22 protein-coding genes and 1 pseudogene are annotated in these 23,671 nt (G+C 59.7%); 11 read left to right on the top strand and 12 right to left on the bottom strand.

Features of this window, described 5'->3' with window-relative positions; all coding sequences use genetic code 11:
• Nucleotides 1–34: 34 nt before the first annotated feature.
• Entirely contained in the window at nucleotides 35–1,012 is a 978-nt protein-coding gene (locus GE543_RS02860; RefSeq protein WP_003422992.1) for an LLM class oxidoreductase, read from the bottom strand.
• Nucleotides 1,009–2,574, bottom strand: coding sequence for an MFS transporter (locus tag GE543_RS02855; RefSeq protein WP_153220596.1), 1,566 nt, complete (start codon nucleotides 2,572–2,574; stop codon nucleotides 1,009–1,011). Before GE543_RS02855 ends, GE543_RS02860 begins: the two co-directional genes overlap by 4 nt.
• Before the next feature lie 158 nt (nucleotides 2,575–2,732).
• Here GE543_RS02855 and GE543_RS02850 point away from each other — a divergent pair, with 158 nt between their 5' ends.
• Nucleotides 2,733–3,629 (top strand): LysR family transcriptional regulator, encoded by an 897-nt coding sequence (locus GE543_RS02850; RefSeq protein WP_003417451.1) that lies wholly within the window; start codon nucleotides 2,733–2,735, stop codon nucleotides 3,627–3,629.
• A 42-nt stretch (nucleotides 3,630–3,671) separates the two neighbouring features.
• Nucleotides 3,672–4,298 carry a glutathione S-transferase gene (locus tag GE543_RS02845; RefSeq protein ID WP_153220594.1) on the top strand — a complete coding sequence of 209 codons (627 nt, stop codon included), beginning with the start codon at nucleotides 3,672–3,674 and terminating at the stop codon, nucleotides 4,296–4,298.
• 118 nt (nucleotides 4,299–4,416) lie between these two features.
• On the opposite strand, the gene GE543_RS02840 is transcribed toward GE543_RS02845, so the two are convergent.
• Complete coding sequence (locus tag GE543_RS02840) at nucleotides 4,417–5,745, bottom strand: sensor histidine kinase (RefSeq protein ID WP_003411400.1); 1,329 nt, start codon at nucleotides 5,743–5,745, stop codon at nucleotides 4,417–4,419.
• A gap of 464 nt (nucleotides 5,746–6,209) precedes the next feature.
• On the opposite strand from GE543_RS02840, the gene GE543_RS02835 reads away from it, so the two are divergent.
• From GE543_RS02835 to GE543_RS02800, 8 genes are all read left to right on the top strand, one after another.
• Nucleotides 6,210–7,817, top strand: coding sequence for a M10 family metallopeptidase (locus GE543_RS02835; RefSeq protein WP_153220592.1), 1,608 nt, complete (start codon nucleotides 6,210–6,212; stop codon nucleotides 7,815–7,817).
• Between the two features lie 312 nt (nucleotides 7,818–8,129).
• The gene (locus GE543_RS02830) at nucleotides 8,130–9,533 is read left to right on the top strand and encodes an amidase (RefSeq protein ID WP_153220590.1); all 1,404 of its coding nucleotides are present in this window, start codon (nucleotides 8,130–8,132) and stop codon (nucleotides 9,531–9,533) included.
• An 80-nt stretch (nucleotides 9,534–9,613) separates the two neighbouring features.
• Nucleotides 9,614–10,372 (top strand): DeoR/GlpR family DNA-binding transcription regulator, encoded by a 759-nt coding sequence (locus tag GE543_RS02825; protein WP_003315397.1) that lies wholly within the window; start codon nucleotides 9,614–9,616, stop codon nucleotides 10,370–10,372.
• Nucleotides 10,350–11,630 (top strand): Zn-dependent hydrolase, encoded by a 1,281-nt coding sequence (locus tag GE543_RS02820; protein ID WP_153220588.1) that lies wholly within the window; start codon nucleotides 10,350–10,352, stop codon nucleotides 11,628–11,630. The genes GE543_RS02825 and GE543_RS02820 overlap by 23 nt, the downstream gene beginning before the upstream one ends.
• Nucleotides 11,631–11,640: 10 nt before the next feature.
• Complete coding sequence (locus tag GE543_RS02815) at nucleotides 11,641–12,594, top strand: aminoglycoside phosphotransferase family protein (protein ID WP_153220586.1); 954 nt, start codon at nucleotides 11,641–11,643, stop codon at nucleotides 12,592–12,594.
• Nucleotides 12,591–13,526: a choline kinase family protein gene (locus GE543_RS02810; RefSeq protein WP_003411386.1), complete on the top strand. Its 936-nt coding sequence runs from the start codon at nucleotides 12,591–12,593 to the stop codon at nucleotides 13,524–13,526. Before GE543_RS02815 ends, GE543_RS02810 begins: the two co-directional genes overlap by 4 nt.
• A gap of 146 nt (nucleotides 13,527–13,672) precedes the next feature.
• Nucleotides 13,673–13,933 (top strand): hypothetical protein, encoded by a 261-nt coding sequence (locus tag GE543_RS02805; RefSeq protein ID WP_003315392.1) that lies wholly within the window; start codon nucleotides 13,673–13,675, stop codon nucleotides 13,931–13,933.
• Entirely contained in the window at nucleotides 13,930–15,459 is a 1,530-nt protein-coding gene (locus GE543_RS02800) for a sodium:solute symporter (protein WP_024650406.1), read from the top strand. The genes GE543_RS02805 and GE543_RS02800 overlap by 4 nt, the downstream gene beginning before the upstream one ends.
• Nucleotides 15,460–15,472: 13 nt before the next feature.
• On the opposite strand, the pseudogene GE543_RS02795 reads toward GE543_RS02800, so the two are convergent.
• A pseudogene (locus tag GE543_RS02795) lies at nucleotides 15,473–15,634 on the bottom strand (LysR family transcriptional regulator); the annotation flags it as partial.
• A 15-nt stretch (nucleotides 15,635–15,649) separates the two neighbouring features.
• Nucleotides 15,650–16,486 carry a pirin family protein gene (locus GE543_RS02790; RefSeq protein WP_153220584.1) on the bottom strand — a complete coding sequence of 279 codons (837 nt, stop codon included), beginning with the start codon at nucleotides 16,484–16,486 and terminating at the stop codon, nucleotides 15,650–15,652.
• A gap of 112 nt (nucleotides 16,487–16,598) precedes the next feature.
• Here GE543_RS02790 and GE543_RS02785 point away from each other — a divergent pair, with 112 nt between their 5' ends.
• Nucleotides 16,599–17,510: a LysR substrate-binding domain-containing protein gene (locus GE543_RS02785; RefSeq protein ID WP_371927077.1), complete on the top strand. Its 912-nt coding sequence runs from the start codon at nucleotides 16,599–16,601 to the stop codon at nucleotides 17,508–17,510.
• Nucleotides 17,511–17,540: 30 nt separating this feature from the next.
• Here the strand turns inward: GE543_RS02785 and GE543_RS02780 are convergent, their stop codons facing one another.
• From GE543_RS02780 to GE543_RS02750, 7 genes are all read right to left on the bottom strand, one after another.
• Nucleotides 17,541–17,990 (bottom strand): helix-turn-helix domain-containing protein, encoded by a 450-nt coding sequence (locus GE543_RS02780; protein ID WP_153220582.1) that lies wholly within the window; start codon nucleotides 17,988–17,990, stop codon nucleotides 17,541–17,543.
• Between the two features lie 283 nt (nucleotides 17,991–18,273).
• On the bottom strand, nucleotides 18,274–18,897 hold the full coding sequence (locus tag GE543_RS02775; RefSeq protein ID WP_003411364.1) for a membrane integrity-associated transporter subunit PqiC: 624 nt from the start codon (nucleotides 18,895–18,897) through the stop codon (nucleotides 18,274–18,276).
• The gene (locus GE543_RS02770; protein WP_153220580.1) at nucleotides 18,894–20,573 is read right to left on the bottom strand and encodes an intermembrane transport protein PqiB; all 1,680 of its coding nucleotides are present in this window, start codon (nucleotides 20,571–20,573) and stop codon (nucleotides 18,894–18,896) included. Before GE543_RS02770 ends, GE543_RS02775 begins: the two co-directional genes overlap by 4 nt.
• Entirely contained in the window at nucleotides 20,566–21,180 is a 615-nt protein-coding gene (locus tag GE543_RS02765; RefSeq protein WP_003315385.1) for a paraquat-inducible protein A, read from the bottom strand. The genes GE543_RS02770 and GE543_RS02765 overlap by 8 nt, the downstream gene beginning before the upstream one ends.
• On the bottom strand, nucleotides 21,177–21,806 hold the full coding sequence (locus GE543_RS02760) for a paraquat-inducible protein A (protein WP_178118526.1): 630 nt from the start codon (nucleotides 21,804–21,806) through the stop codon (nucleotides 21,177–21,179). The genes GE543_RS02765 and GE543_RS02760 overlap by 4 nt, the downstream gene beginning before the upstream one ends.
• A 266-nt stretch (nucleotides 21,807–22,072) precedes the next feature.
• Nucleotides 22,073–22,372: a protealysin inhibitor emfourin gene (locus GE543_RS02755; RefSeq protein WP_003342005.1), complete on the bottom strand. Its 300-nt coding sequence runs from the start codon at nucleotides 22,370–22,372 to the stop codon at nucleotides 22,073–22,075.
• 30 nt (nucleotides 22,373–22,402) lie between these two features.
• Complete coding sequence (locus GE543_RS02750) at nucleotides 22,403–23,473, bottom strand: M4 family metallopeptidase (protein ID WP_003417388.1); 1,071 nt, start codon at nucleotides 23,471–23,473, stop codon at nucleotides 22,403–22,405.
• Between the last annotated feature and the right edge of the window lie 198 nt (nucleotides 23,474–23,671).

The raw sequence follows: 23,671 nt of genomic DNA, 5'->3' as shown, positions 1-23,671 counted from the left end.
GAACCTGCGGTGGCCGTGCCGATGAAGTATTCGGTCAGGCATGATCACCCCGGCGGGTCGGGAAGTACGGCAGCACATACTCTTCCAGCTCTTGCAACACTTCTGTGGCCGGACGCCTCAGGGGCTTGAGGTTCAGCGCCACATGCGAAACCCCCTGTTCCCGCTGACGCTGCCACAGGGCGATGAGGGCGTTGCGCCCGGTACTGATTCCTCGGCCGACTTTCATCGGCGCGTCCTTGTTCTCGTCCAGATCGAAGAACGTCGCATAGCCGTAGGGCTTGAAGTGCCTTTGCTCATTGGCACTGCGCCAATGATTGATCACTTCAGGCAGGGTGTCGAAGCCGCTCTGATGCCATATCCAGCCATCCATGTGATTGGCCAGCCATTTGATGTCCTGCTGACAGCGGCCGATGGCAAGCATCGGCAGCCGCCCGAAAAGCGGTTTCGGCAGTAGGTCCAGCGCGCCATTGAGTTGTCCGTAATGGCGCGATCTGAACACTGGAAAAGACTGCTCGGTCACCGCGTGCAGCAGTTCGACGCCGTCCCTGAAGCGTTCCGCGCGGGTGTCGAAATGCTCGCCGAACGCGGGATATTCGCCTGGCCTGTCCCCTGTAGACAAACCCAGCAGGAAGCGTCCCTCAAGCAACACGTCCACGCTGCACGCCTGTTTGGCCACCATCAGCGGATTGCGCAACGTCAATATGATACCTGCCGTGCCGATGCAGATTTGCCGGGTGACGGCAGACAGCAGCGCGGCGTAGACAAAAGGGTCGAACACTTGACCGGCGTCGCCGAACCCCGGATCGAGAAGCGGTACGTCGCGCAGCCACAGCGCGGCGAAACCGGCCTTGTCGGCCTGAATGGCGAGGGCCAGATGGTCTTTCATGGTCGGTGCTGCGGAGTCGGGGTAGCCCTCCAGAGGCGCAATCAGCCCGAACGTGAGATGACCCGGCGCGAACACCTTTGCAAAGGCGGGATGCCGCTTTGCGCCTGGTATTTCATAGGGACTCACTTGGTTTCGCCCGCCAGTTCAAGCGTGTTGGAGGGCTCTACGGGTGGTTCTTCATGAGCGCGTACGCGACCAAGCAGCGCAAAGACCGCCACGGCCGTCAGCACGGTGGCGGCGCTGAGAATGAACAGCAGGTTGCGGAAGGCACTGACGTACTCTTGATGCAGCAACGCTGCCTGGCCGGACAGCAGGCTGGTCGCATTGTGCAAGTCGCCCAGGGCGGCGCGGTTGGCCGCTTCGGTGACCACCTCAGGTGAGACACCCTTGAGTGCGTCGAAAAGTCCCCATTGAATGAACGTTGCAAGCAGGGCGCCGGCGATTGCGATAGCGATCCCGTCTGCCGAAACGCGTACCGCATTGAAGATGCCGGTGGCCATACCGGCGCGTTCCTTTTCGACGACACTGATCGCCATGCCGTCCATCAGCCCCCAGGGCAGGCCGATACCGATACCGATCAAGGCCATCGGCAGCAACGCTGTCCTGATCGCGCCACTGTCCAGTGCCAGCGCCAGCCATAACAGGCCGGCCGCCACCAGCAGCAGCCCGACGCCGGACAGCAGTCCTGACGTGAAACGACGTGCCAGCTGCGCGGCAAGCAGGGGCACGATCAGCAGGGGCGCGGCCAGGGCAGTCATCATCTGCCCGGTTTCCAGGGCGCTGAGGCCGTCGATGCCGATGAAGCGCGCTGGCAGCATGATGATCAGCACGACGAAGAAAAATGCGGGAGTGGCTGCAAGAATCTGCACGCCGACAAAGCGCGCGCTCTTGAACAACGAGAGATCCAGCATGGGACGGGCGACGCGCCGCTCCACCGCAATGAATACCCAGAACAGCAGCAGTGAGCCGATGATGCCACCCATCACCAATGGATCGGTCCAACCCTCTTCAGGGGCGAGCAGAACGGCATAAGTGAACAGGGTCAACGCTGCGGTAAAACTGATTGCGCCCGGCCAGTCCATGCCTGTGGCGTCGGGATCCTTTGACTCGGCGGCGCTGAACAGCACCAGCAGGAACCCCGCTACGCCGATGAGTGCAGTCGCATGGAATGACCATTTCCAGCCTGCCGAATCCACCAGCGAGCCGGCTGCGAGAGGGCCGAAGGCCAGACCTATACCGAAGGTGGTGCCCAGCAGGCTGAAGACTCGGGTGCGCTCTGCGCCATGAAAGGTCTGGGCAAGCGACGACATCGCCCCGGCGAACGCTGCTGCACCGCCCAGGCCTTGAACCAGTCTGAGCAGGTCGATCTGGACGACGGAGGAGGCTGCCGGAATGGCGAAGGTGGAGAGCACGAATATCGCCAGCCCGATCAGCCAGACGCGTTTTCTGCCGTAGATATCCGTCAGGCTCCCGGCGGCCATCATCGCGCTGCCGTAGGTCAGGATGTAGGCGTTGATAACCCAGGTCAGCTCGACGGCTGATCCGCCCAGTGCCTGGTTTATCGACGGCAGAACCACGGCAGGGCCCGTGAAGCATAACGGGATCAGAATGCCGGTCAGGCAAGCGGCGAGCAGTTGCCCCCATCGTCCTGCAGTGGGCTGTGTTTGAACCCTGTGTGCTGTGGTCATGTGCAATGTCCCTGTGAAGCGTGCCTGGGTTTTGCCGTGGTGCACGCGTTTATCCAAGAGCGATCGCCCTGCCGCGAGATTAGGGGTTGCGCCCGCAAACAAAAACAGGCTTATGTTCCGAACGTATAGGACAGGGTTGTCCTGAATAGGAGTGGGTATTGGAATCGCTCGGAAGCATCGCCGTGTTCGTTCTGGTTGCTGAAACGCGGAGTTTTACCCAGGCCGGAAAACGCCTGGGCATCTCTTCGTCGGGGATCGGCAAGAGTATTGGCCGTCTGGAGGAGAGCCTCGGCGTCCGCCTTTTTCATCGCAGTACGCGCAGTATCGCCCTGACGCTGGAAGGCTCGATATTCCTGGAGCGTTGCCGGCGGATTCTGTCGGAGCTGGAAGCGGCGGAAATGGAGTTGAGCAATGCCAGAGACTTGCCCAAGGGCAGGTTGCGGATCAGTTTGCCATTGGTCAGCGGACTGGTGATGCCGGTGATCATCGACTTCATGCGTACCTATCCCGATATCGAACTGGACATCGATTTCTCCGACCGCATGGTCGATATCATCGAGGAGGGCTTCGATATCGTGTTACGCACCGGCGATCCCGGTGACTCGGGGCTGATGTCGAAGCGGATGGGCAGTTTCCAGTTGCGCGTTGTCGGCGCTCCGGACTATTTTGCCCGGCACGGTATACCCCGGCATCCTGGGGACCTGAGTCAGCACGCCTGCCTGTTGCACAAGTTTCCTTCCACTGGAAGGTTTGAACACTGGCCGCTGCGCCGTGAGGCAGGCGTCGACGATCTCGAGTTACCCCAGGCCATGGTGTGTAATACCACCGAGATTCTGGTGGACGTCGCGCGGGCCGGGTTGGGAATTGCCTGTCTGCCGGACTTCATGATTTTATCGGCCATTCGCAACGGCGAGCTGATACCTGTCCTGGATGACTACACGGTGCATACCGGAACGTTCAGATTGCTCTGGCCGTCCAGCAAGCATCTTTCGCTGCGCCTGCGAGTCTTCATTGATTTCATGCACGCCCATTTGTTCGCTCCTCCGTCAGTATGACTGCGCGGAGCGAGCCTGCAGCACCTGGCAAGGAGCACTGCTATGTACACGCTTTTCGGCACGCAAGGTTCGGGTTCGGCTGCGATCGAGATAGCGCTTCGGCGTTGCTCGGTGCCTTTTACCCTGAGCGAAGCCTGTGGGTGGGAAGAGGGGCCTGGCAAGGAGGCGTTGAGGCGGGTCAACCCGTTGATGCAGGTCCCCACGCTGTTGCTGGCCGATGGCACGGTACTCACTGAAAGTGCTGCGATCCTGATTCATCTGGGCCTGGAGCACCCCGACTCCGGACTTCTGCCTGGCAAGTCCGCGCAGCGTGCTCAAGCGCTACGCGCGCTGGTTTACATTGCAGCCAATTGCTACGCCGCCATCGGGATCATTGATTACCCGCAGCGCTGGCTGGCAGGTTCCGACGATGATCTGGAGAGGCTGCTCGAAGCGGGCGCCCGGACGCGGTTGCATGAACACTGGGAGACATTTGCCGACCTGTTTGGTGATGCCGGGATCTGGCGCTGCGATGCGCCCGGCGCAGTGGAGATTCTGGCCTCTGTCGTGACGCGATGGAGTGGCGCGCGCGAGCACCTGCGTAACACCCGGGCGGATTTTCATGCGCTGTTGCTAAAGGTTGACGCTGAGCCAGTGGTCAACGCGGTCATACGACGCCATTGGCCTTGAGGCACCCGGCGACAGGATGAAGCGGGTTAGAAAATAAAAAAGCCGAACAGTGAATGTTCGGCCATTTTTATTTAACGGGTATCTGAAGTAACCACGCCTCGCGGGCGATGAGCCGTTGTTATTGTTCGGTTATATGGGCTGGTGCATTCGTTGCACTGATCGGGCCCAGTATTCTCAAGTAGAGATGCACGGTAGTGCCGCTTCCAAGTGCTGTTTCGACGCGTGCGCCTCCGCCGGCATTTACCGCAAACTCCTGCACCTGAACAAGGCCAAGCCCGGCACCCGGGTCCGAACTTCGGGTTGTGAAGAAGGGTTCGAACATCTGCTCCTTGAGCTCGGCGGTCATGCCAGGACCGTTATCTTTCACGCTGAGTACCAGATAATCGCCTTCCGGGAATTGCGGGTCGTCCTTGACGGACTCCAGCCGGGTCGAGATATGCACCTTGCCGGGGCCTGAAATTGCATCACGCGCATTGCTCAGCAGATTCAACAAGGTGGTATGCAATTGCGCTTCGGCGCACAACACGCCCCAGCCTCGGGCGGATAGGTCGAATGACAGCTCCAGCGTGTCGCCCGCCGAACGCAACAGAAGATCACGCGCGGCATCGATCCGTTCGCTGACATCGATGCAGATCAGTTCGGAACCGTCCTGGCGAACGCTGTTGAGCAGGCGAGTCACCAGTTGGCGACCGTGATCCACCGCTCGCAGTCCGGTATCGCTGAGCGTCTCGACGTCGGTCGGGCGGCGTGAGCGCATGCGAATCAGTTGCAGGCTGGCGCTCAGTGCCTGGAGCAGGTTGTTGAAGTCATGAGCGATGCTAGCGGTGAGCATGCCCAGCGACGACACCCGTTGCGACTGGCGCAGGTTGCGCTCCAGCGCCAGGCTTTGGCTCTGTGAGCTTTCGAGCCCCAGCGCCAGTTCGGCGGCGTGCTGGTCACGCTGCTCCGAAACCAGGCGGTATTGCATCAGGGCTGCGGTTTGCCGCGCCAGTGCCAGCAGGGCACGACGTTGCTGGTCGCTCAGTACGCGCGGCCAGATATCGATCACGCAGACGGTGCCCAGTGCATGGCCGGCCTCCGTACGAATCGGCGCACCTGCATAAAAGCGGATGTAGGGAGGCCCCAGCACCAGCGGGCTCTCTCTGAAGCGAGGATCGGTGGTCGCGTCTTCAACCACCAGCACATCGGAAGGCTGCAGGATGGCGTGGGCGCAGAATGCCAGGTCGCGATGCGTCTCCTGCACGTCCAGGCCGATGCAGGCCTTGAACCACTGGCGTTCTCGGTCAACCAGCGAGACCAGCGCAATGGGCGCGTCGCACAGTGTTGTGGCGAGCAGCACAATGTCGTCGAAGTCTTGCTCGGGAGCACTGTCCAGTATCTTGAGATGCTCAAGGGACAGGACACGTTCTTCCTCGCTGGCGGGAAGTGGCGCAGGGTGGTGGGTCATGGGGCGCACCGCGATCGGATGAAATAGGTCTTATGATGCCTATGATCCATAGAGCGCAGCAAGGTATACACCGCATAAATCAGCTCGGCGTGCGCAGGTTTGAGCGGTGTCCCCCTTATTCGGGCTACTCGGTCGACATACAGTGAGGCAATCGGGCGCAGTTCTCAGGGCGTCATGATCGGGCTCGAATACCCTCGCAACAGTCACTTCTTACTGTTGGCGCCGACTCTTTCAATCCTATATATCGAGGTGATATTAAATGACACTCGTAATAAAAATTAAAGTTCGCTCGACATAAGAAGTTTGCAGGTGTCGAGAGTAACGAGCGGGCCTTTCTGAATGCGGCATTTGTAACTTATTATGTCCATATTGTACGTGCTGTGTAATAAACTGCCGTCCGGTTTTTGCCTTGGCAAAGATCGTGAGCCCATTAATAACGTCCGTATTCTTCTGGAGCAACGCCAATGCCCGGCCCAAATGAATCAAGTCCTGCCGAACTTCTGCCCGAGGGAGCTCCCGACGATCGAGTCACCAGTCTGCTATGGGGGCCATTCTGGCTCGGGGATTCGTCCGGCACCCATTTGACTTACAGTTTTCATAAGGCTGACTCTGTCTATGCCAATGACTACAGTCGCTCTCAGGAACCGGGCGATGCCTATTCGCTGACCGACGCCCAGGCGGCAGCCGCAAAAAGCGCACTGGATGCCTGGAGTGCAGTGGCAGATATCAAGTTCACCGAAGTTCAGGACACCCCCGATAATGTCGGAGACATCCGGTTCGGCGGCTTCAAGGGCCTGCAAGGCACCGAGTTTGGCCAGGCTTATGCGCCGGGTACGCTGGGTCGCTCCGGCGATGTCTGGATCGGGCCGAACGTCAACGCGGCCGATCCTGCCAAGGGCACGGATGATTACCTCACGTTCATGCACGAAACCGGTCATGCACTGGGCTTGAAGCATTCGTTCGAAGCCTCGCAGTACAACGATGTTCTGCTGGATGCCAAATTCGAAGATGCGCGTTACACCATCATGAGCTACACCAACAATTACAGCTTCAAGCCCACCACGCCGATGTTGCTCGATATCGCGGCCATGCAGTTTATATACGGTGCCAACACCCACTATCACACCGGCGACGACGTCTATAAATGGGCACCTGGGCAGTCGGTATTCGAGACCATCTGGGACGCTGGCGGCAAAGACACCATTGATGCCAGCAATCAGGAGGCATCGGTGAAAATCAACCTCAACGAGGGTGAGTTCAGCACCATCGGCAAGGCGTTTCTCGATTACAACGCGAACCCTGATGCACCGACATCGATGAATTCCGGTCTGGCGATCGCCTACGGGGCGCACATCGAAAACGCCATAGGTTCCGCTTTCAATGACACGCTGATCGGCAACGAACTGGATAACGTGCTCAATGGCCGCGGCGGTCTGGATACCATGATCGGCGGGCTGGGCAACGATACCTACGTCATCGATCAGGCAGGCGAACTGGACCTGGTTCAGGAAAAGGCCGATCAGGGCATCGATACGCTGAAGATCACCTACGACAATACCTCGCCCATTGCCCAGGTCATCAACCTCAATGCCGGGACGTTGGCGAACTTCGAGAATGTCCACCTCAAAGGTGAGGGTGCGTTCACCGTGCTGGGCAATGATCGCAACAACACCCTGACCGGCAATGACGCGGACAACGTTCTGTTCGGCGGCGCCGGCAATGACAAACTGGTGGGCGGTCAGGGCGCCGATATCATGACTGGCGGTAGCGGCGCTGACCGTTTCGTGTTCAACAACCTGTCGGAAATGGGCAAAGGCCACAACAGCGACGTGATTACCGACTTCAATAGCCAGCAAGGCGACAAACTGAGCTTCTTGAAGATGGATGCCAACGTGGACACCAAAGCCCTCGATGCTTTCAGCTTCATCGGCAGCGGCGAGTTCACCGGCGCTGGCCAGCTGCGTTTCGCTGACCATGTGCTGTCCGGTAACGTCAACGGCGACCTGCATGCGGACTTTGAAATCCAGCTGGTCGGCGTCAGCGAGTTCCATGCCCATGATCTGGCGGTCTGATCGCTGATCTGAAAGACCGATCTCAATGACAGGACTGCGCCGCTGACAGGCGCAGTCCTTTCTGGCTGATTTTCCCCCCTTCTTTTCTGGTTTTAATCGCGCACCGCAATTGGGCGAGGCAGCGTTTTGCGCGTTTTTTGGCACCGTGACGGTGCTGTTACAAAATTTAAAACCACAAATTCAATATATCCAACAAAACCCACTTGACTCATCAGGGGCTGCTGAATGTAATGCCCCGACAGTCGTTGGTGCCGTGCATTGCGCATAAGTGTCTGAGAGGTATCTGCTTTGATTGAGTCCAAGCCATCTTCCATGCCTAACGTGATTGAAGCTGCCAAGCTTGTTCGCGAAGGGGGCCTGACGCCGATACGTTTGACCGAGTTGTGCCTGGCAGCGATCGAAATCCACAATTCCACATTGAATGCATTCGGTGATGTGTATGCCGAGGCCGCGCTTGAACAGGCCGCAAGCATGACAGCCGAACTGCAACGCGGTGAGGTACGCGGGCCGCTGCACGGCATACCCTTTGGCATCAAGGATCTCTTTTCCACTGCCGGGCTACGCACCACACGGGGGTCGTTGACTGCGCTGGAGTCGGTGCCGGTTCATGACGCACCCATCATCCGTCGTCTCAAAAACGCTGGCGCGATTATTCTCGGCAAGACCGCGACCACCGAGTTCGGCTGGACGGGCGCCAGTACGTCACGGGTGTTCGGCAATGGGCGCAACCCCTGGGACCCGAGCCTCACCAGCGGCGGCTCCAGCTCCGGTTCAGCCATTGCCGTGGCGGCGCGCATGGTTCCTGCGGCCCTGGGCTCGGACGGCGGCGGCTCGGTACGCATACCGGGCTCGTTCTGTGGCGCATTTGCCCTCAAGGGCACATTGGGGCGTATTCCCACCTGGCCCTGGTCGGCCACCGAAATGCTCAGTCATGCCGGGCCGATCACCCGAAGCGTGCGCGACAGCGCGTTGCTGTTCGACATTCTGTCAGGCCCCGATCCACTCGATCATCAGGCGCTGCCAGCCCCCGACGAATCCTTTCTGGCCCGGTGCGACCAGCCGCTGAAACCCTTGCGCATCGGCTTCTGCCCGACACTGTTCGACACGCCGGTCGATGCGCAAGTCGCTGCAGCGGTTGATGCCGCCGTGGACAATATCGCCAGGTCGCTGCCCGTTACCGTCAGCACGCTCAAGCCGGATTGGCAGGACCCGCTGGCAACCTTCGAAACCCTGTGGGTCGCCGGGCGCGGTATTGCCTATGGCAAGGCGCTTGCGCAGAAGCTGGACCAGCTCGATCCGGGCTTTGCCGATCTGATCAAGCGCTCTGCCCAGTACAGCCTGAGTGATTATCTACAGGCCCTGCAACAGCGAGCGGCCTTCGCCAATCAGGTGCACGCGCTGTTTGACGATTACGATCTGCTGCTCATGCCCACCCTGCCGATCCTGCCGTTTGCCGCAGACGATGTCGCCCCTGTGGGCTATGCCGGGCAGGACGGCGCTGTGCCTTGGGCGCGCTGGACGCCGTTCACTTACCCTTTCAACATCACGGGCAACCCTGCGGCCAATCTGCCTTGTGGGCGGAGCAGCGCAGGACTGCCGATCGGTCTGCAGGTCGTCGGCCCACGCTTTGCCGATGCCCAGGTGCTGCAGTTCTGTGCTGCGGTAGAAGCCATTGCGCCCTGGGATCAGCACCTGCCACCGGTTTCGGGGCAATAGACATGTCGCTCTTGCACGCAGATCAGCGGCCCAAGGGCCCGGACACTGGAGTCATCACTTTGCAACGGAATGTCACCCCCATGCTCAATCAGCCGCGTCTGGACGAAATCATGCGCCTGCTCGTTCAACAACAGCGGGTCAAGGCGTCGGACCTTGCACAATTGCTGTTCGTCTCCGAAGAGACCATCCGCCGCGACTTCAAGCATCTGGAGGAGGAGGGCAGGTTAAGGCGAATTCACGGCGGTGCCATTCTGCCCAGGTCCAGCGAAGAATTGCCGTTGCAGGAGCGCAGCAGGCTCAAGCCTCGCGCCAAGGCGGGCATCGCTGTGCGTGCTGCGCAGCTGGTCAGTGAAGGCATGGCGATCTTTCTCGACACCGGTACCTCGACGCTGGCGCTGGCCCAGCAACTGACCCGGTTCAGCCAGCTGAAGATCATCACCAATTCGCTGGACATCGCCCAGCTGATATCGCACCAGAGCGACAATCAGGTTCTGGTTGCGCCAGGCGATGTGCGGCGCACCGACAACGCCTTGATCGGCCCCCACACGCTGGAATTCGCCCGGCAGTTTCACTACGACATTGCCTTCATGGGCATCGGCGGCATTGACCTGGACTTCGGCCTGATGGATTACCAGGAGCCGGAAGCCATGTTGCGCAGGACCCTGGTCAGGCACTGCACGCGCAGTGTGGTGCTGGCCGACGATGGCAAGTTCGGTCATCGCACCTTTATCAACACCCTGCCATTTGCCGCGATCACGACCCTGGTCACCAATCGCGCGCTATCCGACGAGTTTGCGACACGCCTGGAGAAAGATCATGTCGACACCCTCTATTCCTGAGCTGATCGAGCCGAGCGCAACTGATCTGGCAGCGTTCGAAGCCTTGTTTCGGCAAAGCTCGGCCATCGGTGCGACACCGGCCGGTGGCCTGCATCGGCTGGCGGCCTCGGCTGAAGACGGTCAGGTACGTGACCTGTTTCGGGACTGGCTCGAAGCGCACGGCTTCGAAGTTCGCATCGATGCGGTGGGCAACCTGTTCGGCCTCATGACCTTTGATCCCGATGCGCCTTATCTGCTCTGCGGTTCACACTTGGACAGCCAACCGAGTGCCGGGCGTTTCGATGGCGTATACGGCGTGCTTGCCGGTGCCGTGGCGGTGTCCAGTCTGGCGCGGCAATTGCGTGAACGTGGCAATGTCCCGCGCTGCAATCTGGCGGTCGTCAACTGGACCAACGAGGAGGGCGCGCGCTTTCAGCCGAGCCTGATCGGCAGCGGTGTGTTCACCGGTGCCTTGACGCTGGATAACGCCTGGGAAAGCCGCGATGGCGACGGCATCCGGCTCAAGGACGCCCTGCAGGCCATCGGTTATCTGGGCAACGACCGGGTTGATTTGAACATTGCCGGGTATGTCGAAATTCATGTCGAGCAGGGCGCTGGCCTGGAAAGCAGCCAGACCGCCATCGGCGTGGTGCGCGAGACCTGGGCTGCCCTGAAAAGGCGGGTACGTTTCGACGGCGAACAGAATCACACCGGCCCCACGCCCATGGCCGCGCGCCGGGATGCGTTGCTGGCCGCCGCACACACCATCACTGCGGTGCATGACGAGGCCTTGCAGCACGGCGTGCAGATGCACAGTTCGGTAGGGCGTATCGAGGTCTACCCCAATTCGCCCAACGTGGTGCCTTCGCGGGTGTCGCTGCTGATCGAGTACCGCTCCCGCGATGTCGATCTGCTGAGCGCTGCCTCGGAACGCCTGGATGCAACGCTGAGCGCGATCGCTGACAAGACCATGACATCGTTTGAAGTGGAAAGCAGCGTGTTGCGCTCACCTGCCAGGCTGCATGACGGGTTCGCTGGACTGGCGCATGACGTAGGCGCCGAGCTGGGTTTGTCGACCACCGACAGCATGACCGTGGCCGGTCACGATGCGATCAGTCTGAACAGGCGCTATCCCGTGTGCCTGCTGTTCATCCCCAGCAGCAATGGCGTTTCCCATAACGAGGCCGAGTACACCAGCGATCAGGACATGCACAACGGTTTGCGCATGCTGACCGGTCTGTTGCATCGAGCTTGCACCTCATCTGCGTCATTTGGTTAAGGGGCTGACCATGTCATATGCCGACGACTTGACCACACGCCTGCGCAGCGCATTGACATCCTGCGGGTTCGCGGCAGACGCCGAGATCGAGAACGTTACCCAGGGCGTGGCTTCGCCCTCGAGATTGTCGACCGAGTGGGCCGGCTTTCGGGTCAGCAGCGCGCAGGGCGCTTGCTACGTCAAGGTTCTGCATGCCGACATGGCGCCACTGATCGATTTCGATAACGTAGCCCAGGCCAGCGAATGTGCCGGCCGTAGCGCAGCGGCACCGCGGCTCCTTGGCGCAGACCAGGCCAATGGCGTGCTGATCTTCGAGGACCTGGGTGTCGACTGGCGAGCTGCGCGGCTCGACGATCTGCTCGCACCCGGCCGGCTTCAAGCGCTGTGGGCACTCAAGCGGCAGGTGCATGCCGGACCTGTGCCTGATGTGGTGCGTTCACCGATGGCGGATATCCAGCGCCTGCGCACACTGTGCGAGCACGATAACGTTGCGCTGCCTGCCGAGCATCAATGGATCGACCGTTGCGTCGACATGGCCTGGCAGGCGCTGCAGAGCCGCTCCGTGCAAGCGGCTCCGCTGCACGGCGACGGTGTGTCGAGCAACGTCATGGTGTCCAGCGAAGGCCAGTTGCGTCTGGTGGATTTTGACTACGGTGGCTGCATGGACCCGTGGTACGACGTGGCGATGACCCTCAATGAGCTTTATTCGTTCGAGCGCCAGTGGCGCGAAGGGATCAGCGCGTGGGCCGGGCAATGCCTGGAAATCGATTACGCGGTGTGCCGTCTGTATGCGTTGATCAACGACTGGTACTGGACATTGTGGGGGCTTTGGGCCGGTACCACGTCCTCGCGGCCACTGGAGTTTTCCAAGGTCGGTCAATGGACGCTGTTGCGTTGCCGACAATGCGTTCAGGACCCGCGGCTGGAAGGCTGGATGCGTCAGGTTCAGGAGGGTAGAGCATGAAAACGTTAGGGCAGTCGGTCAGTACCCAGGAGCGACAACTGGAAGCCGCCGTGCGCAGCATCGACAGCTGGCAGGGGCGCCGCGTTGACTATGAGCCTGTCAGTGGCGGCATCTCCAACACCAACTGGCGGGTCGAGGTCGAGGGCGCCGACACGGCGTACTTCTTCAAGGTGCCAGGCGTCGGCACAGAGATGTTCATCGACCGTCACACCGCCCACGAGGCCAGTGTGAAGGCTGCGCAAACCGGTTATGGCGCACCGGTTTTCGCCTTCCTCGAAGCCTTTGGTGTCGAGGTGTTCGAGTTCATGGAGGGCTGGCGGGCGTCGTCCAACCATGACTTTCTGCAGCGCGACATACGCCACAGTGCCCTGCACGGGCTCAAGGCATTCAACGATCAACCGTTGCTGCAACAGACCAAGACCGTATTCGACATGATCGCCGAGCATCAGAGCCAAGTGGCGGAACTGAAGGGCATCAAGCCTCAGGATGACGATTGGTTGTGCCTGCAATACCAGCGCGCAAAAGCTGCGCTGCAAGCTTCCGGGATCGACTTGGCGCCGTGCATGAACGACACGCTGGCAGGCAACTTCATGCTCAACGCGGATCGCCAGATTCGTCTGGTGGATTTCGAGTATGCCTCCAACAACGACCGCCATTACGAATTGGCGCTGTGGTTTGGCGAGATGTTTTTCAGCGACGACATGGAGCTGGCGCTGATCGAGGATTACTTCGGCCAGGTCAGCGCGCAAACCGTCGCGCGGATCAAGCTCAACAAAGCCTTGGCCGATATCAAATGGTCGACCTGGGCGATGGTGCAGCACGCGGTGTCGCAACTGGACTTCGACTTCTACAAGTACGGCACCTGGAAGCACATGCGCGCGCGCAGCATCATCAATGATTCGCAATGGGAAACCTGGCTGCGGCAGGTCTGAGTCGATCTCGTCCTGTGAGCCTTCGAACACGTAAAACAAGTACTTCAATAATAAAAAAGTAGCGGGTAACCGCGTGTTTCTTTCACTGCTTGAGTTTTATCCGATCACTTATCCATAGCCAGATCCTGAAATTCAAGGAGCACTCCATGAGTAACGTTCCGTCCCTTTCTACCCCCGGCCGCCTGAAGAATCTGGTGTTTGGCCTGTACTTCTTCGCGCTGTTGATGATGGCGCTGTTTCCGCCGTTTTACCTCAAGGTCAGCGGCAGCGCCGTGCTGGTGCTGGGCATTCCGCTGCCGATCTTCTACTGGATTCTGATCGCGGTGCTCATGGGGCTGGGCCTGTGGATGCTCTACGTGGTCGAGTCGCTGCTGGGTGAAATTCCACAAGAGGGGGACGGGCAATGATCAGTACGACTATGGTTTCGGATCTTTACATCACCTTCGGCCTGATCGGTGTATTTCTGGCGGGCATGATTGCAGTGCTGTACGCGACGAACCGCAAGAGCGAGAGCTTTTCCGATTACGCGGTGGGTGGCCGCTCTTACGGGCCGTGGTTCATCGCCATGTGTTACACCAACTCCTGGTGGCCAGGCGCAACGTTCACGGCGTTTTTCGCCCTGTCGGTTGGTGGCGCGCTGGGCTTTTATGGCATGGTCTACGCCACGCTTGGCGTGACAGCGATGTACCTGATGGCCAATCGTGCCTGGACCTGGGGCAAGCGCTTCAACCTGACCACCCAACCGGATTTGCTGGGCATGCGCTTCAACAGTCCCGTGGTCAAACGCATTGCTTCGATCATCGGCATCATCTCGGTATTCCCCTGGGTGGTGATGGGGATTCAGGCCCTCGCGACGCTTTTCCAGTTCGCCAGCTTCGGTCGTTGGGGCGTGACCACCTGCCTGTTGGTCGGCGTGGCGGTGATCCTGATTCGTCAGTACTGGACGGTGAGCATGGGCATGCGCGGCCTGATCATGACTGACATGTATCAGGGGCTGATCGCCTATGTGCTGTGCGCCGCGCTGTGCATCTTCCTGCTGTTCGGCGCGCAGGCCTCGTTCAGCAACCTGTCGCAGCTGCCCGCCAGCATGCTGGTAATCCCCGGCGGAGCAGGCAGTACCTATGGCCCGATGTACATGTTCAGCCTGATCTTTACTGGCGTGATCGGCTCGATGTGCTGGCCGATGAGCTTTCAACGCATCTATACCGCCAGCGGCGTGCGCTCGGTAAAGAAGGGCACGCTGCTGACCATCCTGCTGGTCGGCGGCTTCTACGGCATTCTGATGCTCTTCGCCGCAGCAATCAGCCAGGACCCGAATGTCGCGGCTCATCCGCAACACGGCTGGTTCCTGTCGTTGTTCGATATCGGCGGGCCATGGCTGCTTGGCGTGGCAATCATGATCGTACTGGCGGCCAGTATCGGCCATGTCGACGGCTGCGTGCAGGTGTGCGGTACGCAGTTTGCCAATGACCTGGCGACCTGGAGCAAGCCACGCAGTGATCGCGAGAAGACCATTCTCGCCAAGGTCGGCATGGTGGTATTCATTGCGGCGGCCTCATTGCTGGCCTACCTGACCTTCGACTACGCCCGCCTGCAATTGCTGGCGCAGATTTCCTATCAGGGCATCATCCAGTTGGCCGTGCCGCTGTTCTTCGGCGTGTTCAGTCGTCATGGCAACAAGCAGGGCGCGATTGCCGGCATGCTGGTGGGGATCGTGATCGCCATCGTGCTGACCACGGTCTACCCGGATGACATTCCGGCGTTGGGCTCGTTGACCAGTGGCATCGTCGGTCTGATTTTCAATGCGGGCATCTTCGTTGCCTGTGCCGTTGCCATAAAACCGAGTGCGGATGAAGTCAGACGCGTCGATGAGTTGTTCGCCATGGCCGCGCCAGCGCGTCGTGGCGTGGGTCCGGTTGTGGCGATGAGCTGATGCCGCCTGCGGCTCAGGGCGTATTGATAAAGTCGATGAAAGCCCTCAGCGGCGAGGGCAGGTAGCGGCGCCCCGGGTAGTACCGATACGGCCCGGTAAAGCGCTGCCACCAGGGCTTGAGTATCGGTTCCAGTGCGCCGCTTTCCAGGTGAGGGCGTAGCCAGTCTTCGAACAGGAGGCTGCTGCTCAATCAGAGCCTGCCTTCCTCGCGCAACAGTGCGCCGATGCGGTCTATCTCCAGCTCGCCCTGAATCAGCGCGGCTTTGCTGGTGTGTACCGAGTAGTAGCCTGTGACCAGGTCGTGCGGATGCTTGACTGCCGATCCCAGCACGAAGTGGGTATCACCCTTGGCGACGATGTCGATGGGGCGATCCGATTCCTCGAAAATCACCAGTTCACCCGCGCCGACCGGGCCGCCTGCGTCGAGCTGTCCGGTGTTGACTGCCAGCCAGCCCACGCTATGGCCTGCGGGTGGTGTGTAGCGCCAGTGCTCGCCATCCTTGAGCTGTACTGCCAGATAATTCATGCCTTCCGGTGCTGGCAGGCTGCTTTGTGCGCTGCCATAGCGTCCCAGCAGCACGTTTGCCGGGCCTTGTTGCGCAACCTGCTCCGCCGACAGGTATACGCTTTGTGCCGGGCCATTTTCCTGCGCGGCGGGCAGTGCGACCCATAGCTGAAAGCCCCTCACAGCCGAACCGTTTACTGGCTGGGCGTCATGCCAGACGCCATTGCCGGCGCTCATCCATTCCACACCGCCGCTGAGCAGTACTCCGGATTTGCCGGTGGTGTCTTCATAGGTGAGTTCGCCTTCGATCATGTAGGTCAGCGTCGCGATACCCGAATGCGGGTGCATGCCGAATCCCGTTTTCCCCGGCTCGGACGTGAAGCCGATTCGATCGAGAAACACGAAAGGCTTTAACAATTGACCCAGATCGCCCGGGCTCACCAGTCGGGTGATCGGCCCGCGGGTTCTGCCGGTCGTGCGATGGACGATGGCGCGTGGCCGAATACTGACGATGCTGTTCATGGCGTTCTCCTCTGGGCCTTGATGCCTGAGCGCAAAGAATAAGCGTCAATACATTGCTTGATTAGCCGGTATAGTTGGCTTGGACTGATCCATAAATACGAGGAATCCGGGCGTGGCGTTCGATCTCAACGATGTTGCCCTGTTCGTGCAAGTGGTACGCAGCGGTAGTTTTGCCCAGGCAGCACGGCAGTTGGGCATGCCGTCCAATACGATCAGCCGCAGGGTTCAGCAACTTGAAATGCAGCTGGACACGCGCCTGTTGCAGCGATCGACGCGCAAGCTGGTGCTCACTCAGGCTGGAGAGGAATTCTACGGCCGCTGCGTGGGCGCGGTCGACGGGGTGATGGAGGCCGCAGAACAGCTTGCTTCAGGGCGTGATAAGCCGGGTGGTCTGGTGCGTATCGCAGCGATGGCTGATTTCTTCGACTTTTTCTCGATGGACTGGGTGGCCGGTTTTCTTGCCCGCTACCCGCGCGTTCAACTGGAGTTCGTGCTCAGTGATGATCACGCCGACCTGATCGCTGACCGGCTGGACATCGCCTTTCGCGGCGGCCCCTTGCAGGACTCGGGGTACGTAGGGCGGCAACTGATCGATGAAGGCCATGACACGATGGTCGCCAGTCCGGCTTATATTGCCGCTCATGGTACGCCTGATTCACTGCAGAGCCTGCACAGCCATTATTGTGTCAGTGCAGCGCATCGCGGTGGCGTCACAGCCTGGCGGTTGCTCGGGCCGGACGCGAAGATGCATGAGGTACACATTGCCAGCCGGTTCAATGCCAACACCGCACAGGCGTTGCGCAAGGCGACCCTTGCCGGGCTCGGTATCGCGTTGTTGCCTGCGACGCTGATCCGTTCGGATCTGCGGGATGGCCGACTGGTGCCGGTACTGACCCGGTACCAGCGCACCAGCCATGGTCTGCATGTGCTTTATCCCAGCCGACAGCATCTGCCGCCGGCGGTGTCGGCATTTATTGCGTTGGTGATGGACAAACTCAGGGACAAGGCGTTTGCGGCGCAATGAGCAGCCTTGGCGGCACGCGATACTTGCTCGTTACTTGATTCGTGACGTCATGTAGATCAGCCGAACGGTGGCGACGGTGATCGCTTCGGCGTCGTTCTTGATGTTTTCCAGCTGATTGCTGTCCACATTGCCAACGCCTGCGTTCGATTCGATCAGGCGGGTGAACAGGTAAAGGTTCTGGGTCACGTCGTGCAGGTTGCCGTGCAAGCGTTCGACGACGCGGTTGAGCGGGGCGCTGCTCTGACTGTCCGCCGTTATGACAGCGGGGACATTACGCGTAGCACTGAGGCCGGTGACCACATAGGCAACGTCCACTCCGGCATTCGAAATGCTGGACAGATAATCTGCACGGGGAGAGCGGACGCCATTTTCGTAGTTGCCCTGGGCATTGGTTTCCACGCCACCTATCGCGCCCAGTGCACTTTGCGAAAGCTTGAGGCGCAAACGTTCCTTTTTAAGCCGTGGTCCGATCCCTGTCATCCGTTTGTCCTCGATAAACTGTGCACCGCTACAGTCAGGGTTAACAAGCGTTTCTGGCGTCGACTGATCAGACATCCCTGTAAGGGCGAGGAGTTGAGTGTTCGGTCCAATCAGGTACTAACGTACCAGACAGGTGGCAGAGTGTACGTAGGAATCCGGAATGGTGATACATTTTTGTACCGAATTGAACGTTTCGAGCAGCGACGTGCAGGTGGCTGGCACAACGGTTTCAGGCTGAATGAGGCGAAATCGGGAGGCCTTTTACGCAGACCTCCCGCAAGGTTTACAGGCAGCGCGAGGAGGGCTGTGCTGTCCAGTTCGTGGCCGTTGCAGCGATCTTGTCTGCCAGCCGGGCAACTGCTTTCTGGTGGGCAATGATGAGATTTTCCATGCCTTCACCTGCCTGCTCGCGGATCACGCTGCTGCAGGTCAGGCTCCGCCGTTTACTGCCCGCGGTGGCGCCAGCATCGCGAAGCCCGAGTGTCCACACCACATCAATGAGGGCGTAGTTGCCGGGCATCGACTCGAAACGCCGCACGTCGGTGCGGATCGACAGCGTCGGCTGATCACTGTTTTTCGGCAAACCGGCCATGTCGCGGCTGCCGAAGCGGTGCTCCAGCTGCGGGGTCAGCGCATCGTGAAACTCGTCGCCCAGCGGTGATCCCCAGCGTTCGGTGTCCAGAATAGCCAGGCTGCCGTTACCCTGGCGAACCACCAGCGGCGGCTGGTCGACCTGCACCGGCATGATCACCGGCAGCATCTCGAACTGGAATGGCATGGGTTTACCGGCGGCCGTGCTGGTCGCGCTCATCGGCGCGATCAGCGTGTAGTAGTGGGTCTGGGTCGATGTGCAGGCACCCAGGCCCACTGCTGCGGCAAGTACCATCAGTTTCAGGCGCAAGGTCATTGTTTTGGCTCCGGATCAATGGCTCGGGACGAGGACGGGGCGTTGAACGAACGTGGCGCTGCGTCGCCCGTGCGGCCACGAATCAGCGATTCCGGATGGCGGCTGAGGAAGTCGGTGAGGACCCGCACCGAACGCGCGGTACGTTGCACTTCATCCATGGCCTGGCCCAGTTGCTGACGCGCGGGTGAATCTTCGGCAAACGAGTCGTTGGCAGTCCCCAGGGTTTTCTCCGCCTGCTGCAAGGTGCCACGCATCTGCGGCAACACGCTGCTGTTGACCTGCTTGAGGGTTTTTTGCAATTCGCTGAGGGTGCCGTTGAGGTTGCCCGCCAGTTGGTCGATCGGCAAGTTGCTGAGTTTCTCGACGAATGCCTGCAGTTGCTCCTGCAGCTTGTCGAAGCTGCCCGGCACGGTCGGAATCTCCAGCGGTCGGGCCTTGGCGTTGAACGCGACCTTTGGCGCCTTTGGATCGAACTCCATGGCAATGTACAGCTGGCCGGTCAGCAGGTTGCCGTTACGCACCTGGGCACGCAGACCATTGGCCACGAACGCGCCCAATACCCGGGCAGACTGTTCTTCTTCATCACCCGAACCGCCGAGTTCCTTGAGCTTGGACTCGGCCGCCCCCAGGCGCTTGGGATAGATCACTGCGCCAACGATACCGGGGAAGGTCTTGGTGGCCGGATCGTAATCCAGGTCGACCGACACCACCTTGCCGATATTGACCCCGAGGAAGTCCACCGCCGCGTTAACCGTCAGACCGCGAAGCGATTGATTGAAGCGCATGCGGATGTAGCGTGGCTCGCCGTCGGGAGGTGCCATCGCCGTGGTTTGGTCATCGAATATCTTGAATTCTGCGTTCTCGTCCGCCGGCTTCGAGTCCGGACTCCAGTTCGGCTCACGAAACGCGATCCCGCCGGAAATGATCGAGGTCAGCGACTGCGTATTGACCTTGACCCCTGACGCGCCGACGGTGATGTCGACACCGCTGGCGTTCCAGAAGCGTGTGTCAGTGGTGATGTACTGATCGTTCGGAGCATTGATGAAAATCTGGATGTCGACGCCGCGGCCGTCCTTGGACAGGTCATAGGCCACCACCTGACCGACCTGAATGCGTCGGAAGTAGATCGGTGAGCCGATGTCAAGCGAGCCCAGATCGTCGGTGTGCAGGGTGAAGCGCTTGCCTTTTTCACCGAAGGTCACCGGCGGTGGCGTTTCCAGGCCGGTGAAGCTGTTCTTGGTTTCCTCGGCGCTGCCGGCGTCGGCGCCGATGAAGGCACCCGAAAGCAGCGTGTCTACACCCGAAACCCCATGTGCGCCAATGCGCGGGCGCACGACCCAGAACTGGCTGTCGACCCGTGTGAACGGAGCAGCGCTGGTGTTCAGCTCGATGGTGGCCAGCACATGCGTGCGGTCGTCACTGAGGCTGATATCCGTGACCATGCCGATGACCACGTTCTTGTATTTGACCTGGGTCTTGTTGGCTTCCAGACCTTCGGCTGTCAGAAAGCTGACAGTGATTCTGGGACCGATGTTCATCCAGTCATGCAAGGCCATGGATATGCCAATGATCGCGGCAACGATGGGCACCAGCCAAATCAGCGAGACACGCAGGCGACGACGTTTGACTTCAGGGCGTGGCACTGAAGCTGGCGGGGGGAGGGTACTGTCAGACATCTTCAACCTCTGCGTCCCAGATAAGCCGGGGATCGAAACTCATGGCGGCGAACATCGTCATCACCACTACCAAGCCAAAAAACAGAATACCGATTCGCGGCTCGATAGTGCTGAGCTCGCGAAACTGAACAAGAGACGCCACAAGGGCTACAACCAGCACATCGAGCATCGACCAGTAGCCGATCAGTTCAATGAAGCGGTACAGGCGCGCGCGCTCGCGCATCGCCCAGGTGCTACGCCGCTGGCAGGTGATCAGCAGCATGCCCAGCACCAGAAACTTGATGCATGGGACCAGAACACTGGCGACGAAAATCAGGATGGCGATGTCCCACGAGCCGCTTTCGAAGAACTCGATGACGCCGCTCATGATGGTGCTTTCGCTGCGGTTGCCCAGCAGGTTGGTGTACATCACCGGCAGCACGTTGGCCGGGATATAGAAAATCAGGGCGGCAATCAGATAGGCCCAGGTACGGCTGATGCTGTTGGGTTTGCGTTTGTGCACCGGCGAATCACAGCGCGGACACCGCGTAGCGTCCTCCTGGCAGGCATAACCGCAGGTGTGGCACAGGCACAGCTTGTGTTCATGGGCGAAGGGGATGCCGTTCATTTCGGCTGCACTCCCAGTTCATCCCACAACCGGCGGATATCCTTGTTGGCGATCAGCAGGATCAGCACCATGAGCATTGCCATGGCCCAGAGCCCGACGCCGGGGTGTACGTCGAGCATCCCGGACAGTTTGATGATCGCCACCAGAATGCCGAGCATACACACTTCGAGCATGCTCCATGGGCGCAAGTGCTCCAGCGCGCGCATGCAGGTTCTGAAGCCGGGCGCCACGATGCCCTTGTGCGCGTGTACCAGCACCCAGAACAGCAGAACGATCTGCAAGAGGGGCGCAAAAATGATCGAAAGACCGGCCACCAGTGCAATGATCGTGATCCGCCCTTGAGCAAGGGCTTCAACTGATTGCCAGAGCGTCACTTCGTTGGAGAGGCCCTTCATATTGATGCTGATGACCGGGAACAGATTGGCGAATACGAACAGCATCGCTGCAGCGATGGTCAATGCCAGTAGCTGTTCTATGGTCACCCGATGGCCGCGACCGAGCAGTGCTTCGCAGCGAAGGCAGAATGCCGCCTCGCCGGGCTGCAGAGGATGGGCTTCGTAGAGCGAGTCGCAGTGCTCGCAGATGATCAGGCCGGAAGAGTGTTCGATAGAATGCACAGTGCTCATCGACGCCATTGATGCGGAGGTAAGGAGGTAAGAACGCGCAGCACGAAAAGATACCTCGTTAATGGCAGTGTGAAGCGTTTTTTTTTGTACGGTCAGCGCTAGCGGACTGGTACAAAGCATTGACCGCCAGGGTGTCGGGTGGTTCACATGTCACTGCGCCATTATTCCATGCGCGGAGAATGGTGGCGAACGCGGCAGCAGCGATGCCTTCTATCTGTCGACGAAAGGGCATCGTTGCGGCCAGAGTCCTTTGGCAAAGGCCTGTCTCAGAGCTTGCCGGGTTTGACGCGTTGCTTGAGAAAGCCGAGCAACTGACGGGCAGACGCAGGCACGTTGTGTTCGTCGAACGTCAGGCAGATTGCCTTGGCGTCGTCCTCAATGGTGATTTCGTACTGATTCAGGTCCCGCGCTTCATCGTTGAAGGCACTGCTGGACTGATTCAGGCCGCTGTCGCTCACCAGCCTCTGCAATTGCTCGGCTTCGGGCTGCTCAAGGGTGGCTGTATCGACTTCACAGCGTTTGACTGCACCTGCAAAACCGCCGGATTGCACTAGACAGACCTTCATTTCAAGCACCTTTTGGTGGTTATGCTTTGGCTATACCTTGAGACCGACCTCTTTCCAGGCCGCCTGCACGGCTTTCTTGGCTTTGGGGCCAAAACGTGGGTCCGAGGCTACTTTTATGCTGGCCTTGGCACAATCGATGAATTGACTGTCCGAGGCCAGCTCCAGCATCGTTTCATACCAGATTCTGCCCGCCACTTCCCAGGCATTTCCGCCCAGCGCCTTGGCCACCAGCACGAATGCCCGGTTCGGAATGCCGGAGTTGATGTGCACGCCGCCGCGATCCTTGGCACCGGTATACAGATCGGCCATCGTTGCTGGTTGCGGATCATCACCCAGATCCGGATCGTTGGAATACGCGGTGCCGGGTTTTTCCATATCGCGAATGCCTCGTCGCGTCGGCGCGGGCACCAGTAACTCCTTGCCCACCACCCAGTCCGACTCGGCTGCGCTGGTGCCTTGTTTCCACTGGCGCACCAGCATGCCGAATACATCGGCAAAGTGCTCGTTCAAGGCCCCGGATTGCCCGCGGTAGTCCAGGTTCGAGGTGAAGCTCTGCACGCCGTGGGTGAGTTCATGACCAATCACTTCAAGGCTCCCGGTAAAGCGCTTGAAGACCAGGTCATCACCATCGCCGTAAGCCATCTGGCTGCCATTCCAATAGGCATTGCTCAGCGGCACATGCTCGCCGTTGAAATCCACTTCGGCGACGTGCACGGTCGAGACCAGCGACATGCCACTGTCGTCCAGCGAGTTGCGTTCGAACAGTTGCGCATAGAAGTCATAGACGTCGCCTGAGCCATCGTAGGCTTCATCGGTTGCCTTGTCGCCCGTCGCTGCCTGGCCTTCCTTGCGCACCACCGCGCCGGGGAGATCGTCAGTGCCCTTGGCATCATGAATAACACGGTGCTTTCGTCCGTCTGGCGATTTGATCGCGTGCATGGATGGCATGGTGCGCGCAGAGAGACGGGAAGCGAGGAATGCCGAGCTGCTCGTCAGGTTGGCAATGGCCCGGGCGCTGACCAGATTCTTGGGGGACTGCGCCATACGCTCGAGCATGTAAGGCGGAATGAAGCAATGCAGGGGATTTCGGTCGTCGCACATGATGAACTCCTGTACTAATGCATCGATGGCGGCAAGCCATCGATCAACATGGTCGCAGTCGTTTGACACCCTCGTGTCGCGTTTATATGCAACGAAATATCTGATTACATGATCGGCGATGGTGGCCGAAACTGACTGATGGGGCGATAGCCCCGTATTGCGGGTACTTCACGTCATTCCAGTGGCCATGCGACACCT

The sequence above is a fragment of the Pseudomonas sp. SZ57 genome (genome assembly GCF_009495975.1).
GTDB classification, from domain to species: domain Bacteria; phylum Pseudomonadota; class Gammaproteobacteria; order Pseudomonadales; family Pseudomonadaceae; genus Aquipseudomonas; species Aquipseudomonas syringae.
Note: the sequence above shows the minus strand (reverse complement) of the source record. Positions and strands in the feature narration are given on the sequence as shown.